Annotated in this window: 14 protein-coding genes; 1 reads left to right on the top strand and 13 read right to left on the bottom strand. The window is 64.9% G+C overall.

Annotated features, from left to right (window positions below; genetic code table 11):
* Nucleotides 1-270 precede the first annotated feature (270 nt).
* Both F0A16_RS07265 and F0A16_RS07260 read right to left on the bottom strand, forming a co-directional pair.
* Nucleotides 271-1,197: an electron transfer flavoprotein subunit alpha/FixB family protein gene (locus tag F0A16_RS07265; protein WP_149434724.1), complete on the bottom strand. Its 927-nt coding sequence runs from the start codon at nucleotides 1,195-1,197 to the stop codon at nucleotides 271-273.
* 14 nt (nucleotides 1,198-1,211) lie between these two features.
* Nucleotides 1,212-1,973, bottom strand: coding sequence for an electron transfer flavoprotein subunit beta/FixA family protein (locus F0A16_RS07260; RefSeq protein ID WP_149434723.1), 762 nt, complete (start codon nucleotides 1,971-1,973; stop codon nucleotides 1,212-1,214).
* A 405-nt stretch (nucleotides 1,974-2,378) separates the two neighbouring features.
* Between F0A16_RS07260 and F0A16_RS07255 the strand changes: the two genes are divergently transcribed.
* Nucleotides 2,379-4,040: an electron transfer flavoprotein-ubiquinone oxidoreductase gene (locus F0A16_RS07255; protein WP_149434950.1), complete on the top strand. Its 1,662-nt coding sequence runs from the start codon at nucleotides 2,379-2,381 to the stop codon at nucleotides 4,038-4,040.
* A 112-nt stretch (nucleotides 4,041-4,152) separates the two neighbouring features.
* Here F0A16_RS07255 and F0A16_RS07250 read toward each other — a convergent pair whose 3' ends face one another.
* The 11 genes from F0A16_RS07250 to fabG all read right to left on the bottom strand — a co-directional run bounded on the left by F0A16_RS07250 (nucleotide 4,153) and on the right by fabG (nucleotide 14,954).
* Nucleotides 4,153-4,980: a sulfurtransferase gene (locus F0A16_RS07250; protein WP_149434722.1), complete on the bottom strand. Its 828-nt coding sequence runs from the start codon at nucleotides 4,978-4,980 to the stop codon at nucleotides 4,153-4,155.
* Nucleotides 4,981-5,026: 46 nt separating this feature from the next.
* A complete protein-coding gene (locus F0A16_RS07245) occupies nucleotides 5,027-7,300 on the bottom strand; it encodes an ATP-dependent helicase (protein WP_239023742.1) in 2,274 nt (757 codons plus the stop codon).
* On the bottom strand, nucleotides 7,297-7,830 hold the full coding sequence (locus F0A16_RS07240; protein ID WP_149434721.1) for a DUF1285 domain-containing protein: 534 nt from the start codon (nucleotides 7,828-7,830) through the stop codon (nucleotides 7,297-7,299). The genes F0A16_RS07245 and F0A16_RS07240 overlap by 4 nt, the downstream gene beginning before the upstream one ends.
* 59 nt (nucleotides 7,831-7,889) lie before the next feature.
* Entirely contained in the window at nucleotides 7,890-8,696 is an 807-nt protein-coding gene (locus tag F0A16_RS07235) for a TatD family hydrolase (RefSeq protein ID WP_149434720.1), read from the bottom strand.
* 67 nt (nucleotides 8,697-8,763) lie between these two features.
* Entirely contained in the window at nucleotides 8,764-9,771 is a 1,008-nt protein-coding gene (locus F0A16_RS07230) for a DNA polymerase III subunit delta' (protein ID WP_420853068.1), read from the bottom strand.
* On the bottom strand, nucleotides 9,738-10,394 hold the full coding sequence (gene tmk / locus F0A16_RS07225) for a dTMP kinase (RefSeq protein ID WP_149434718.1): 657 nt from the start codon (nucleotides 10,392-10,394) through the stop codon (nucleotides 9,738-9,740). The genes F0A16_RS07230 and tmk overlap by 34 nt, the downstream gene beginning before the upstream one ends.
* A 34-nt stretch (nucleotides 10,395-10,428) precedes the next feature.
* Nucleotides 10,429-11,433 carry an endolytic transglycosylase MltG gene (gene mltG, locus F0A16_RS07220; protein ID WP_187775932.1) on the bottom strand — a complete coding sequence of 335 codons (1,005 nt, stop codon included), beginning with the start codon at nucleotides 11,431-11,433 and terminating at the stop codon, nucleotides 10,429-10,431.
* A gap of 57 nt (nucleotides 11,434-11,490) precedes the next feature.
* Nucleotides 11,491-12,297, bottom strand: a complete 807-nt coding sequence (pabC, locus tag F0A16_RS07215) for an aminodeoxychorismate lyase (protein WP_149434716.1) — start codon at nucleotides 12,295-12,297, stop codon at nucleotides 11,491-11,493.
* 3 nt (nucleotides 12,298-12,300) lie between these two features.
* Complete coding sequence (fabF, locus tag F0A16_RS07210; protein ID WP_149434715.1) at nucleotides 12,301-13,539, bottom strand: beta-ketoacyl-ACP synthase II; 1,239 nt, start codon at nucleotides 13,537-13,539, stop codon at nucleotides 12,301-12,303.
* A 344-nt stretch (nucleotides 13,540-13,883) separates the two neighbouring features.
* Complete coding sequence (gene acpP, locus F0A16_RS07205; protein ID WP_110600108.1) at nucleotides 13,884-14,117, bottom strand: acyl carrier protein; 234 nt, start codon at nucleotides 14,115-14,117, stop codon at nucleotides 13,884-13,886.
* Between the two features lie 96 nt (nucleotides 14,118-14,213).
* A complete protein-coding gene (gene fabG, locus F0A16_RS07200) occupies nucleotides 14,214-14,954 on the bottom strand; it encodes a 3-oxoacyl-ACP reductase FabG (RefSeq protein WP_149434714.1) in 741 nt (246 codons plus the stop codon).
* Nucleotides 14,955-14,961 lie beyond the last annotated feature (7 nt).

The following is a 14,961-nucleotide window of genomic DNA, read 5'->3' as shown; positions in this document are numbered from 1 at the left end:
ACGCTAATACAAACAAGAACAATTATCAATCCGCATGCACGCCGCCACCCTCTCAGCGACGCCCTTCGCTGGCGCTGAGGCAAGGCTTCCTGAACACGGCGCCCGATCCCCGGACACGAAAAAGCCGATGCCATCGGGCATCGGCTTCTTCACCACCGCGGTTCCACGGCGACGGGACTACAGCTTCTGTTCCAGCTCGGGCAGGATCTCGAACAGGTCACCGGCCAGGCCGGGGACCTGCGAGAGCGCCACCTGGAAAATCCCGATTTTCTACAGCTTCTGCTCCAGCTCGGGCAGGATCTCGAACAGGTCGCCCACCAGGCCATAGTCCGCCACCTGGAAGATCGGCGCCTCGTCGTCCTTGTTGATCGCCACGATCACCTTGGAGTCCTTCATCCCGGCCAGATGCTGGATCGCGCCGCTGATCCCCACGGCGATATAGAGATCGGGGGCAACGATCTTGCCGGTCTGTCCGACCTGCATGTCGTTGGGCACGAAGCCGGCGTCGACGGCGGCGCGGGAGGCACCAATCGCCGCACCCAGCTTGTCGGCGATGCCGTCGAGAAGCTTGAAGTTGTCGCCATTGCCCATCCCGCGACCGCCGGAAATGACGACGCGCGCGCCACCCAGCTCCGGACGTTCGTTCTGGGCCAGCTCCTCGCCAATGAAACGCGACAGCGTGCTGGAGACCACGATATCCAGGGCTTCGACGGGAGCGGCGGCGCCGTCGGCCACCGGCTCGAACGCCGTGGTGCGCACCGTGATGACCTTGAGCGGATCGCGGGATTGCACCGTGGCGATGGCGTTGCCGGCATAGATCGGCCGCTTGAAGGTATCGGCACTCTCGACGCTCAAAATCTCGGAGATCTGGGAGACGTCCTTGAGCGCGGCGACGCGTGGCAGCACGTTCTTGCCATCCGTGGAGGCCGCGGCCAGCACGTGGCTGTAGTCGTCGGCGAGCTGGACCAGCAGATCCGCCAGCGGCTCGGCCAACTGGTGGGCGTATACCGGGGCGTCGGCCACGCGGACGCGCGAGACGCCGTCGAGCCTGGCGGCCGCTTCGGCAACGCCGGCGATATCGTCGCCCGCGACCAGGATATCGATATCGCCGCCGATCGCCCGGGCTGCACCCACGACGTGGGCGGTACCGGCAGCGAGCTGTCCGTCGTGGTATTCGGCGAGAACCAGAATGCTCATCCCATCCGCTCCTTTCAAAGCACTTTGGCTTCGTTCTTGAGTTTGTCGATCAGCTCATCCACGGAGCCCACCTTGATACCGCCCTTGCGCTCGGCCGGCGTCTCGACCTTGAGCAGCGACAATCCGCTGGCAACGGTCACGCCGAGCGCCTCCGGCGTCCTGGTATCGAGCGGCTTCTTCTTGGCTTTCATGATGTCCGGCAGCTTGGCGTAGCGCGGCTCGTTGAGGCGCAGGTCGGTAGTGACCACGGCCGGCAGCTTGAGCGCGACGGTCTGCAGGCCGCCATCGATCTCGCGGGTGACGCGAACCTCACCCTCTTCGACACCGTCGCCGAAGGCCACTTCGGAGGCGAAGGTGCCCTGGCCCATGCCGCTCAGGGCCGCCAGCATCTGGCCGGTCTGGTTGTTGTCGGTATCGATGGCCTGCTTGCCGAGGATGACCAGGTCGGGCTGCTCCTCGTCGACGACGCCCTTGAGCAGCTTGGCGACCGCCAGCGACTCGACGCGCGCGTCGGTCTCGACGTGGATGGCACGATCCGCACCCAGCGCCAATGCCGTGCGCAGCTGTTCCTGCGAGGCCTTGGGACCGACCGTGACGGCGACGATCTCGGTGGCGATCCCCTTCTCCTTGAGTCGAACGGCCTCTTCCACCGCGATCTCGCAGAACGGGTTCATGGCCATCTTGACGTTGGTCAGGTCGACATCGGAGTGGTCCGGCTTGACCCGGATCTTGACGTTGTAGTCGATGACGCGTTTGACCGCGACGAGTACTTTCATGGGTGTCCTCGCTGGCTGTTGGCAGACCGACCCGGCAGGCATCGGCCGATATCGACGATTGGCGCCTCGGCGGCCCCCGATCATGGCTCGATGCCCGGTAACAAAAACGTCGGCGGAGACAGAATCACGCCGACGCCGGCCGGGGTCAACTCGACACCCACCGCGCCCCAGGATGGTGCATCACGGGGACAGCGATGGGCGAAAATGCGATAATAGCGCATCGACGGCATCGTGCCGAAGCAGCACCTTCGCATAAGACCAGCGCCGGTTGGCATAACGGCAATCATCTGGCTAACGTTAGGCTATAACAAACGACGGTCCATCGCCGTCGACGAACGGACCGGGCAGGCATCGTGACATAGGCCCTGCCAGCAAGCGAGGAGATCGGGTTTGGAACGTGAATCCATGGATTTCGACGTAGTGATCGTCGGTGCAGGCCCCAGCGGGCTGTCGGCGGCATGTCGTCTGATGCAGCAAGCGAGCGACGCCGGACGGGAGTTATCGGTCTGCGTGGTCGAAAAGGGGTCGGAGGTCGGCGCGCACATTCTCTCCGGCGCGGTGTTCGAACCGCGAGCCCTGGCGGAGCTGTTTCCCGACTGGGCCGAGCGCGGCGCGCCGCTGAACACGCCCGTGCTGCGCGATGAACTCTACCTGCTGAAAGACGCCGACAAGGCGCAGAAACTGCCCAACGCCCTGGTGCCGAAATCGATGCACAACACAGGCCATGGCAGCGACAGCCAGGCCACACAAAACTACGTCATCAGTGCCGGCAACCTCTGTCGCTGGCTGGCCGAGCAGGCCGAGGGGCTGGGCGTCGAGATCTTCCCCGGCTTCGCCGCGCAGGAGCCCATCGTCGACGAGGATGGCATCGTACGCGGCATCATCACCGGCGACATGGGAGTTGCCGCCGACGGCAGCGAAACCGCCAATTACATGCCCGGCATGGAACTTCGCGCCAAGTACACGCTGTTCTGCGAAGGGGCCCGCGGCCATATCGGCAAGCAGTTGATCGCGCGCTTCGAGCTCGATGCGAACCGCGACCCCCAGCACTACGCCATCGGCTTCAAGGAGCTGTGGGACGTGCCCGCCGAGCAGCACCAGCCCGGCCTGGTGCTGCACGGCTCCGGCTGGCCGCTCGGTGGCGATAGCCATGGAGGCTGGTTTCTCTACCATGGTGACGATCAGCAGGTCATGGTGGGCCTGATCGTCGACCTGGCCTATCGCAATCCCTATCTCTCGCCCTTCGACGAATTCCAGCGCATGAAGCATCATCCACTGCTGGCGCGTCATCTGACAGGCGGAAAACGCGTGGCCTACGGCGCCCGCGCAATCACCAAGGGCGGTGCCAACTGCCTGCCCAGGATGACCATGCCCGGCGCCCTGCTGCTGGGCTGCGATGCCGGCACACTCAACTTCGCCAAGATCAAGGGTATTCATACCGCGATGAAGTCGGGGCTGATCGCGGCCGAGACCGTATTCGCCGCCATCGCCGCCGACGATGAGGGCGATGAGGGCGGCAAGGAGCTCACTGAGTTCACCTCGGCCTGGGAGTCGAGCTGGGCGTGGCGGGAGCTCGATGCCAGCCGCAGCTTTGGCCCGGCCATTCACAGGTTCGGTACCGTGGGCGGCGGCGCTTTCAATTTCGTCGATCAACTGCTGGGCGGCAAGCTGCCGACGCAGCACGACACCACGCCGGACCATCGCCTGCAGACCGCGCCGGAGTCATCGCCGATCGACTATCCCAAGCCCGACGGCAAGCTGTCGTTCGACAAGCCATCATCGGTGTTCCTGTCGAACACCAACCATGACGAGAACCAGCCCTGTCATCTGAAGCTGAGCGATCCCGACATCCCGATCGAGAAGAACCTGCCGACCTACGCCGAACCCGCGCAGCGCTACTGCCCGGTGGGCGTCTACGAGGTGGTCGAGGAAGCGGGTGAGCCGCAGTTCCGGATCAATTTCCAGAACTGCATCCACTGCAAGACCTGCGATATCAAGGACCCGTCCCAGAACATCACCTGGGTGGCACCGGAAGGCGGCGGCGGCCCCAACTACCCCAACATGTAAGCTCGAAGCTCGAAGGCAGCATAAAGCAGACCGCCCCAAGCAAATGCCTGGGGCAGTTTTTGGTTCCCGCTTCGAGCTTACGACCGGGACACGGCGCTGGGCGAAGCCGGGCCTAGTCGCCGGTCGCGACCGGCCTGGCGGGGTCGCGGATCCACTCGCTCCAGGAGCCGGCGTAGAGTCGCGGCAATGGCAGGCCCGCAATTGCATAGGCGAGGATGTTGTGGCAGGCAGTCACGCCGGAGCCGCAATAGGCCGTCACGCTGTCGGCCCGAGGCAACTCCTCCGCCAGCCGCCGTGGTGACTTGAAATGACCGGTCGCATCGAGATTGGTGCTACTGGGTCGACAGGCTGCGCCGGGGATATGTCCCGCAACCGCATCAATGGGTTCCTCGTCGCCACGAAAGCGAGCTTCGCCTCGGGCATCGACCAGCAAGCCACCATCTTCCAACAGATCTCGTGCCGAGATGAGCACCGTATGGTCGAAATCCGGCCGCCATCGGCTGGTCAGCGGCGATATCGACTCATTCGTCGCCAGCTCACCGCCAGCAGCCTGCCAGGCGGGCAAGCCACCGTCGAGCACCCGCACATCGGGATGTCTCGCCCAGCAAGCCAGCATCCACCAGGCGCGAGCTGCCGATAGCTGTCCACCTTTGTCGTCATAAACCACCACGGCACGGTGCGGCTGGATGCCAAGACATTGGATCGTCGTCGTAAAGGCCTCAGGAGACGGCAGCGGATGGCGGCCACCGTCACCGGGCGGGCTAGAGAGATCGCGATCCATATCCAGTTGGTGACTGCCAGGGATATGCGATTCCCGCCAAAGCCGCTTTCCTGCTGAGGCGTCATCCAAGCGAGCACGACAATCCAGTACAAGCGGCGGGCGATCGCCGACGAGACTGCGCTGCAACTCCTCCACCGTCACCAGCACGGATGCGTTCATCACTCCCTCCACAAGCGTCATCGATCGAAAGGGACAGTCTGGCCTATCACGAGAGTTTCGTCAGCGGCGCTCGCGAGGCGATCAAGCGGCGGCGACCGGCCGAGACAAAGCGGACATCGATCACCGGGTTGGCGGCATTGCCCTCGACCACCAGCACCTCGCCATCACCGAAGCTGGCGTGCCGCACCCGGTCTCCGACCCGCCACGGCGCCACACCGACCGGCTCGGCAGCAGCCGCCGGGGATGGCGCCTCCGGCTGCCGGGCGTGCAGCGTGAGGGATCGCCCGAGATGCTCCAGATCCGCACACGCCTGGCCGATGCGCTCCAGATAGGTGCCGATCATCTCCGGCTCGCGAACCGCGACGCCGGTCTCCCTGCCGCCGCGGATCGCCCGGTCGATTCGACTGCAGTCCTCTACCGCGGTCTCGTCGAGGAACCGGCTCGGCCGGTGATCGCCGCCATCCTGAACCAGCAGCAGCCGCTCCCTGGCTCGGGTGATGGCCACGTAGTAGAGCCGCCGCTCCTCCTCCAGCCGCTCCGGCGAGAGCGGATTGTCGCGACTGAAATGGGGAAAATCCTCCTCGTTGAGCCCCCACACCGCAACCAGCGGCCACTCCAGCCCCTTGGCGCCGTGCACCGTGCTGATCAACACGCCGTCGGGGCGATTCTCGACCGGATTGCGCAGCAGCTCGATGAACGCCTCGGGATCGCTGGCCAACTCCCCCGCCTGCTCGATCAGGACATCGAGCAGGCGTACGTCATCATCGCCTTTCTCGCGTCGCGCCGCCGAGCGACGCAGAATTTTCTCGGCGTCGATGGCATCGACCACGTGCTCGAGCAGCTTGGCCGGCGGCCACGATGCCAGTTTGGGGAGCTCGCACAGCAGCTGCCACCGCCGTTTAAGGTGCCGGCGCTGGCCGGGTTTGAGGCCCGCCAGAACCGAAGCGTCGCGAGCCGGCCAATGCTGGGTGCGGGCAAGCTCATCGACCAGCCGGCGCACGCGCTCCTGGGCCACGAAGGTCGTCGGCTGCGAAAACAGCAGCGCCAGATGGGCGGGATCGTGCAGCCTCTGCGGTTCGCGGGCCAGTTGGAGGTAGCCCGCCAGGGCCTGGACCAGCGGCAACCGGAACACGAAGCGCTCCTCCTGCGCCAGCCGAAACGGCACGCCGGCCCGCAGCAACTGCAGCTGTACCGAGACCGACAACGACCAGCTGCGCACCAGCACGCAGGCCTCGTCGCTGTGTCGGCCATTCGCGTGCCAGCGCTGCAGTGTCTCCAACAGCGCGCTGGCACCGACGCCGGTTTGGAGTTCGGTCAAGGGGTTGCCGGGCGCTGCCAGACAGAGCTGGTCCCAGCGCTGGCGATTGTGCCGAATCGCGTGGTTGGCAGCCAGTGCCAGGGCGTGGCCATGTCGGAAGGTATAGGAGAGCGGGTACTCGCTGGCGTTGCCGAACAGCCCGTCGAAGCGTGCCAGCATCGCGTCGGGCCGCGCACCGCGCCACTCGTAGATGCACTGATTGGCATCGCCCACCGCCATGACCTGGGCCTGCCGGCCGGCGAGGATCTTGAGCAGCCGTAGCTGGGCTTCGTTGATGTCCTGGTATTCGTCGACGATCACATGACCCAGAAAACCCTCGACCCGGCGGCGCGCGTCAGCGTGGCTCTCGAGACATCGCAGCGGACGATGGAGGAGATCCGCATAGGTCATCTGTCCGGCGGACTCGAGCAACGATTCCACCACCTCGAAGGCGTCGATGAAGTGCCGCTCGCTAGCGGTATAGCCGAGCTTTTCGAACAGCTCCGCCGGCGTGGCGACCTCCGCCTTGACCAGGTCGCAGAACTGGCCGAACGCCTCGAGCCGATCCGCATCCAGGGCCGCCTCGCGGGTTTCGCCGTCGGCCGACTCCAGGCTCTGCATCACCGCCTGCCGCAGCAGCCGTTCCCGCTGCCAGTCCGCCTGCAGCAACTGGCGCGGCGGCAGGTATCCCCAGCGTGTCAGGCTCTGGGTCAGGCGATGGCCGATCGAATGAAAGGTTCTCACCTCCGGCAGCGCGACGTTCGGCGGCGCCTCCCGGGTCAGCTTGGCGCGGAAGTCGTCCCTCGCCGCGCGATTGAACATCAGCACCAGGATGCGCCGCGGATTCTCGCCGTTGGCGAGCAGATGCAACACACGCTTCACCAGGGTCGTGGTCTTGCCGGCACCGGCTACCGCAGCGACCCGCGCGTGACCCTGACGATGGCCGACCACGGCACGCTGTTCAGCGGTCAATCCGTCGGCGCTCGCCCTGTCCGGCAGCATCGAGTGGACCAGATCGTTCATGACGCCTCGTCGTCGATCCGGCCCAGCACCTGCCAGACACCCCCGCTCCACAGCCCGATCTCGCCGCCGCGCCGCTCGGCCAGCTCGACCCAGCGATAGAACAGGTTGCGGTGCAGGCGCGCCAGCAGGCCATGGCGAATGGGCAGTGCCGGCAGGAGGTCTCCCGCCGGACCGCTCACCAGTGTCAGACGGTGGGTGGCGTCCAGCGGCACCCGGTCGCCGTCGGCGGTGACAGCGATCCAACCGGCATCGACCCGATCGGCGTCGGTCACCAGCAGCGGCAGATCCTCGACCCCGATGCGCAGCTTCTCGGCGGGAGTGACCAGGTAGTAGCCGCCATCGGCCTCCCGGCGCAGCACCCGGCTCAACAGATCGACCAGCGCGGGGCGCCGTATCGGCGTCCCCTCGTGGATCCACTCGCCATTGGCCGAGATGACCAGGTCCATGTCGCCGCAAAATGGCGGATCCCACTGCGCCAGCGGTGGAATCGACTGCGGATCGAGCTGCTGGAACAGCGTGTCGAGTTTCATCGTGCCCCCCTTGGACGACGCACCAGCGCCGCTACGTGCATTGTCGCCGGTGAACGCTCTCACACGAACGGGTTGTCGGCCTGCCCGTCCGGTGCGCAGCCGGGAAACAGTCGATAGAAGTTGGCCCGGGTCTGCATCGCCACTTCGTCGACGGTGATACCTCGCTCGCGGGCGATGCACTCGGCAACCTCGACGACCCATTGTGGCTCGTTGGGCCGGCCGCGATGAGGAACCGGCGCCAGGAACGGACTGTCCGTCTCGATCAGCAGGCGATCCAGCGGTACCTGGCGGGCCACGCCGCGCAGCGCCTCGGCGCTGGCGAACGTGACGATACCCGACAGCGAAATGTAGAAGCCCAGCCTCAATGCCTCCCGGGCCATCTCCAGGTCTTCGGTAAAGCAGTGGAGCACCCCGCCCACCTGCGGATCGATATGCTCGCGGATCAGTGCCAGCGTTTCGTCACGCGCGTCACGGGTATGGATCACGACCGGTAGCTCGAGTTCGCGGGCAGCACGGAGATGGGAGGCGAAGCGCTGGCGCTGGATCTCCCGCGGTACGCTGTCGTAGTGAAAATCGAGGCCCGTTTCGCCAATGGCCACCGCACCGTAGCGGTCGGCACATGCCTGGATCGCCTCGCTGTCGGGCTCCTGGGCCACCTCGTGGAGCGGATGCAGGCCGACGCTGATGTCGACATCGTCATGGCGCCGCGCAATCCCGGCCAGGTCCGGCGCGCCTTCCAGCGACGTCGAGATTGCCAGGAAACGCCGGACGCCACGACTCCTGGCGGCCTCCAGGGCCGCGTCGAGATCGCCGCCGTAGGGCGTCAGATCGAGGCGATCGAGATGGCAGTGAGAGTCGACGAACATGAAAATTTCCAGGATAGAGGAAGACGAAAGCGCCGCGTCGACGTCATCATCGACGACGTCGACGCGCTCAGGATCTCAGCAGCGCCGACCAGCGAACCAGCCAGGCCTCGAGCACCAGCTGCGGGTTCGGATTACCACCTGCCGCCAGCAGTCGACGCTGCTCGCGGGCATAATCCAGCAGCCGGAACCAGTCGCGCACGCGGGCATTCTTGACCGCCTGGCGATACAGCGGCAGCAGATCGGCGTTGCGCACGCGTCGGGAGTCTCCCGACAGGCCTAGCCGGATCAGGTCCTCCAGCCAGGCGATGCCATACCATAGTATGCGATCGAGCGACTGCGCATCGAGCCTGGCCGCCTCGCCCACGGGCTCGCCGCCGCGCACCAGCGCATCGAACAGTTCGCGCAGGTCATGGCGCAACTGTCGCGCATCCGCGCCGGCCAGCTCCTCGGCCAGCAGTGGCAGCCCCCCCGCCACGCTCAACCAGAAGCGGGCCTCGTCGTCACTGCCCAGGCGCTCGCTCAGCCAGGGTTCGGCCACCTCGAGCGGTGGCACGGCAAAACTCCAGTGCTGGCAGCGCGAACGGATGGTGGCCAGCAGCCGCGACGGAATATCGGAGACCAGGATGAACAGCGTCCGGTCGCCCGGCTCCTCGAGACTCTTCAGCAAGGCGTTCGAGGCGGCAACGTTCATCGCCTCGCCCGGTTCGATACGGATGACCCGGTAGCCCCCCTGCTGGGCAGTCTGGGCGACGAAGCCGTTGACCTGGCGGATCGCGTCCACGCGGATCTGACGCGATTTCTCGGTCGGCGTCACGCTGAGCAGGTCGGGATGATAACCGGCCGACAGCATGCGACAGCTATGGCACTCGCCACAGGCGAGCTCTCCGGGCGCGCGACACAGCGTTCGCGCGATCAGCGCCTCGGCCAGCGGCTGCTTGCCGATACCCCTGGGTCCGGAGAGCAGCAAGGCATGAGGAAGACGACCGCCATCCTGCAGCTCGACCAGCTTCCGCCATCGATCGTACTGCCACGGCAGCGGACTCATAGCCATGCCGACACCCTTTGGTCGAGGCATCGCTCGATCTCGTCCTGGACCGCACCCAGCGCGGGGCTCGCATCGATGATGGCGAAACGTTCGTTGTCACGGGCCCGCTCGAGATAGGCCGATCTGACCGACTCGAAGAACGCTTCCCGCTCGCGCTCGAACCGGTCGAGCCGTGCGCCCCGGCTGACGACCCGCTGCGCCGCGACGCTGACCGGCATGTCCAGGAGCAGCGTCAGGTCGGGCTGCAATCCATCCTGGACCAGGGCTTCCAGGGTTCGGATGCGTTGAAGCTCCAGCCCGCGCCCCCCGCCCTGATAGGCGAAGGTGGCATCGGTGAACCGGTCGCAGACGACCCATGCGCCTCGGGCCAACGCGGGCCGGATGCGCTGGGCAAGATGCTGCGCCCTGGCGGCGAATACCAGCAGCAATTCGGCGTCGTCGCTCCAGGCCTCTTCCCGCGAGGGGTCCAGCAGGAGCTCCCGGATCGCCTCGGCGCCCGGCGTGCCGCCGGGCTCGCGCGTGCGCACGACTTCGATGCCCTTGGATGCCAGCCAATCGCAGACGAAGGTGACGTTGGTCGTCTTGCCCACACCCTCGCCGCCTTCCAGCGTGATGAATCGGCCGCGCCGCTGTTCGGTATCACCTGCGTTCATGCGGTGTCGTCTCGTCGGTGAGTGGACCGCGAACTCAATCGCGATTCAGGATGTAGCGGCGGACGGCAGCGTTATGCTCCTGCAGCGTCCGCGAGAACTGGTGCGACCCATCCCCCCTGGCAACAAAATAGAGGGTATCGCCCGCGGCGGGATGGACGGCGGCTTCGAGCGACCCGAGCCCGGGCATCGCGATCGGCGTCGGCGGCAACCCTTCGATGACATACGTATTGTAGGCATTCTGTCGCTGAAGATCGGCACGAGTGATATTGCCGACATAGCTGTCGCCCATGCCGTAGATCACGGTCGGATCGGTCTGCAGGCGCATCCCTTTCTGCAAGCGACGGACGAAGACGCCTGCTATCTCGCCACGCTCCGCCGGCACCCCGGTCTCCCGCTCAATCAGCGACGCCAGGATCAGGGCCTGATACGGCGAATCGATCGGCAGGTCGTCGTCGCGCTCGTCCCAGACGGTCGCCAGCGTCTGCTGCATTCGGTCGAAGGCACGGCGCAGGATCTCGATATCCGTTACGCCTTTGTGGTAACGGTAGGTGTCGGGAAAGAACTGCCCCTCGGGGAAGGTCTTCTCGTGTCCCAGCGCGGCCATGACTTCCTCATCGCTCATCTCCGCCGTCCGGTGATCGAGCTTGGGTGCCTTGTCCAGCAGGGCGCGCATCTGCCGAAACGTCCACCCCTCGGGAATCGTAAGCCGATAGGTGACGACCTGATCGCTGGAAAGATGCGCGATCAGCTGACGGCCACTCATGCCCGGGTCGAGCTCGAACTCCCCCGCGCGCAACCCCTGGGTCGCCTTGGGCGCAACACGGGCCAGTAGCTGGTAGGGCCAGGCCGCGTCGATCACGCCCCGTTTCTCGAGATCGTCGATGACTCGACTGAACGCGGCACCCCGCGGCACCTCGTAGATGGTCTGCTCATCGAGCGCTATCGGCCCATCGAGCTGTTGCTGCCAATAGTGGAACCCGCCGAAGACCACGATCGTGGCGATCAGCAGTATCCCGATCAAAATCTTGAGGACACGCATGTCTATCCTTAATTGCCGGAAGCCCCGTGAACGCGGCTTCCAGGCATGGTACGGGCGTCAGTCGCCGAAGTTCAGCGGATATCCCAACTGTCGATGGGCAGCTTGCCGGAAAGCATCGTTCGCCTCGAGCGACCACTGCTTGAGACAATTGCCGGCACTGTCATCCAGCCGCCGAACGGGCCACACGCCCTGGACGCTGTTGATCAGCCAAACCGCATCGGCTTCCAGCAGCGCCTCGAGGCCCGCGCGCAGCCAATGGAGCGCGAGAGTGTCGTCCAACGCGCTCAACAGCGTCCCTCTGACGCCGCAACGATCGAGCAACGGTGTCTCGAGGCGCCCCTGTCGACGCCAGACCAGATTCATCGCGGTGGCCTCGACCAGACTGCCTTCCGAATCGAGCAGCAGCCCCTCGGCAATGGCGTCATCCCCCCACTCCTGCCGCGCAAGGACGTTTTCCAGTCGTGCCAGATGCTTGATACCGGCCAGACGCGGCTGCAGACCCAGCCGAAGCTCGCAGCAACGCACGTTCACGCCCCCGAACCAGCGTTCGGCGGAGGGCTGGAAGGCGGAGACCGTCCACCGCCACCGCGGCTCGGCCAGCTCCGGTGGACGATACCCCCTGCCACCGCTGCCTCGAGTGACGATCAGCTTCAACACCTTGAGGCCGGGCCCGCACTGCGCTGGCAGGGAGTCGAACGCTGCGAGGTCCAGCCGGGGAAGCGCCAGCCGCTCGATGCCCGATTGCAGACGCGCCATATGATATTTCCACAGCAGCGGGCTGCCATCGCGAACCAGAATGGTCTCGAACAGCCCATCGCCATAGGAGAAGCCACGATCGTCGATCGGAAGCGCCGTATCGCGCATGGCCTAGACCTGGGTAAAGATCAGCGAGCCGTTGGTGCCGCCGAATCCGAACGAGTTCGACAGCGTCGTCCGGATCGGCATCTCCCGAGCATTGTTGGGCACATAGTCGAGCGTGCAACCCTCGTCGGGATTATCGAGATTGATCGTCGGCGGAGCGACCTGATCACGGATGGCCAGCACGCAGAAAATCGCCTCGACGGCCCCGGCCGCACCCAGAAGATGGCCCACCATGGACTTGGTCGAACTGACCGCGACCTGGCGCGCGGCGTCGCCCATCACCCGCTCCACCGCCCGGCTCTCCGCCACGTCGCCGGCCGACGTGGAGGTGCCGTGGGCATTGATGTAATGAATGTCGGCGGGGTCGATCCCTGCGTCCCGGATGGCATTGGCCATGGAGGCCGCCGCACCGCTGCCATCTTCGGGGGGCGACGTCATGTGGAACGCATCGTCGCTCATGCCGAAACCGGTCAGTTCCGCATAGATGGTGGCGCCCCGGCGCCTGGCGTGCTCGTACTCTTCCAGCACCATGACGCCGGCACCGTCCGAGAGCACGAAACCATCGCGGTCACGATCCCAGGGACGACTGGCCGCCTGCGGATCGTCATTGCGGGTGGATAGCGCCCTCGCCGCAGAGAACCCGCCCAGCCCCAGTGGCGTGGTCGCCATCTCGGCGCCACCGCAGAACATCACGTCGGCATCCCCGTAAGCGATGGTTCGCGCGCTGTAGCCGATATTGTGCGTACCGGTCGTGCAGGCCGTGGTGATCGCGATGTTGGGGCCCTTGAAGCCGTGCTGGATCGCCAGGCTGCCGGAGATCATGTTGATGATCGACCCCGGAACGAAGAACGGCGATATGCGACGCGGCCCCCCCTTGTGGAGCGAATCGTGGTTGCGCTCGATCATGGGCAGGCCGCCGATGCCAGAACCGATGGCAACACCGATCCGGTGTGCGTTCTCTTCGGTGCATTCGATACCGGAGTTGCGCATCGCCTGCGTCGCCGCCGCGACACCATACTGGATGAACAGATCCATCTTGCGAGCATCCTTGGGATTGAGATACTCGCCGATATCGAAATCCTTGACCGCACCACCGAACCGGGTGTTGAAGCCGGTCGTGTCGAAATGCTCGATCGGCGCGATGCCACTCTTCCCTGAGAGGAGGCTACTCCAGCTCTCCTCGACCGTGTTACCGACTGGCGTTACCAGCCCCATCCCGGTCACCACCACTCTTCTGCGCGGCATCGAATCTCCTCCGAACTTCCTGATGGCCTTGAAGGCACGACCCGTGAATGCATCATTGCCTCACGAGACCGAGAACCTCGCTTGGGCCCGACTGGCGCGAATTATACCTGAACAACCCTGGAGATGGGCGTCGCGAACGGTGACTTTGCCCCACCCGCGGCTACTGTGTCCACGCCACTGGACTCGCAATACCGATGCCGCCCGCCGTGGCGCACGCACACGACCCGACCACTTCTCGAAATCGGGTTTCAAAACGCGGAAAGCCGCTCTCAGGGAGAGCGGCTTTCCGAACATCGGCACATCCAACCCGTTCTGATTCTCCGCATCAGCGAAGAATACCGGGCTTACTGATGAGCGACGATATAGTCGATCGCTTCCTGAACGGTCGTGATCTTTTCAGCTTCTTCGTCGGGAATTTCGGTGTCGAATTCCTCTTCGAGCGCCATCACCAGTTCGACGGTATCCAGCGAATCCGCGCCGAGGTCTTCGGTGAAGGATGAGGTGTTCTGGATGTCCTCTTCCTTGACGTTCAGGCGTTCGGCAACAACCTTCTTCACGCGCTCTTCGATGGTGCTCATTATGTCGTTACTCCTAGTGGTACGAATCCGCCAGCTAAAAAGCTGCGGGTAGTTTATAGACCGCCCCCAGACGACGCAACCCGCGTCGCGGGAGGTTTACCGCATGTTCATGCCGCCATTAACCTGCAGCGTTTCACCGGTAATATAACCGGCTGCATCGCTCGCGAGAAACCCGATAGCGGCGGCGATTTCTTCCGGCTGCCCCAGGCGGGCCAGCGGAATCTGTCCCAGCAGCGCATCCCGCTGAGCTTCTGGCAGGGATTGTGTCATGTCGGTGTCGATGAAGCCGGGTGCCACGGCGTTGACCGTAATCGCACGCGAGGCGACCTCTCTCGCTAACGCCCGAGTGAAGCCCTCCATGCCGGCCTTGGCCGCAGCATAGTTGGCCTGCCCCAGGTTGCCCATCATCGCCACGACGGAACTGACGTTGACGATGCGACCGAAACGCGCCCGCGTCATCCCCCGAAGACTGGCCTTGGAGACACGATAGACCGACTTGAGGTTGGTATCGAGCACCGCATCCCACTCGTCTTCCTTCATTCGCATCAACAGGTTGTCACGCGTGATACCGGCGTTGTTGACCAGAATGGTCGGCGCCTCGAAGGTCTCGACGATGCGCTTGAAAAGCGCATCGACACTGGCCTGGTCGGTGACGTCCAGCGCCAACCCCAGCCCTTCGATACCCTGGACCTTGAGATCGTCGTCGATCCTGGCAGCGCCGGCTTCGCTGGTGGCGGTGGCAATGACGATACGCCCCTGCCGGCCCAGTTCATGCGCCACGGCACGCCCAATCCCACGACTCGCGCCGGTGACCAGCGCAACTCTACGTTCGGTCATGTCATTC

This window comes from Salinicola corii, from assembly GCF_008298015.1.
In the GTDB taxonomy this organism is placed as follows: domain Bacteria; phylum Pseudomonadota; class Gammaproteobacteria; order Pseudomonadales; family Halomonadaceae; genus Salinicola; species Salinicola corii.
Note: the sequence above shows the minus strand (reverse complement) of the source record. Positions and strands in the feature narration are given on the sequence as shown.